Origin of the sequence: Bartonella sp. AP58NXGY (genome assembly GCF_042195785.1) — a bacterium.
Taxonomy (GTDB): domain Bacteria; phylum Pseudomonadota; class Alphaproteobacteria; order Rhizobiales; family Rhizobiaceae; genus Bartonella.
In genome coordinates this window covers 1-574 of the sequence record NZ_JBHIOY010000399.1, presented here as the reverse complement: position 1 = coordinate 574, position 574 = coordinate 1, and the positions used below count along the sequence as shown (strand labels likewise).

Below are 574 nucleotides of genomic sequence, written 5' to 3'. Positions count from 1 at the left end.
ACACAGTTTCGGGATGGAGAATGCCCAATCTATGTCACGTTACCATCTGGCGTTTCTGAATATTACGCCAGTAATTTTTATGAATTCCTTTGTAAAAAAATTAAAGAATACGTAAGCGATGAGATACTTGATGGTGATCAACCGATTGAAAAAATTAAGAGCACTCCCAGTCCACAACCTATCCCTTTTTACAAGAGCCTTTGGAAAAAACTATGGAGGAAATGACATTGGGGGTGATGAAAATCTAGTCTTTCTAGAGATCCTCAGTATTACACAAGTAATTTTTATGCAAAGAAATTAAGAATTATACTGGGGGAATGATGATGCAAACCAAAGACGCAACAGAGATTTTAAAAAGACTGGGTTGGGAGCCTCATCGCGATGAAATGGATGATATGTTTGCTTATTATCATCTCCCTGATCGTATCGTGCGTATTCACTATGGTGTCATAGATTATGGACGGGATAGCGGAAGATTGTGGGTTTCTGTTAGTCTTACCACTGCTGCCTATTGTCTTGGCTGGGAATACGCTAACGGTAAAAAATCGCGATACCAATATGAGGATATGCTGAT

Annotated in this window: 1 protein-coding gene and 1 pseudogene; both read left to right on the top strand. The window is 39.0% G+C overall.

The features are described from left to right. A pseudogene (locus ACFINC_RS11655) lies at positions 1–225 on the top strand (SMI1/KNR4 family protein); the annotation flags it as partial. 98 nt (positions 226–323) lie between these two features. Further along, positions 324–574, top strand: a 251-nt coding sequence (locus tag ACFINC_RS11650; protein WP_375617300.1) for a DUF6990 domain-containing protein, incomplete at its 3' end; no start/stop codon positions are given.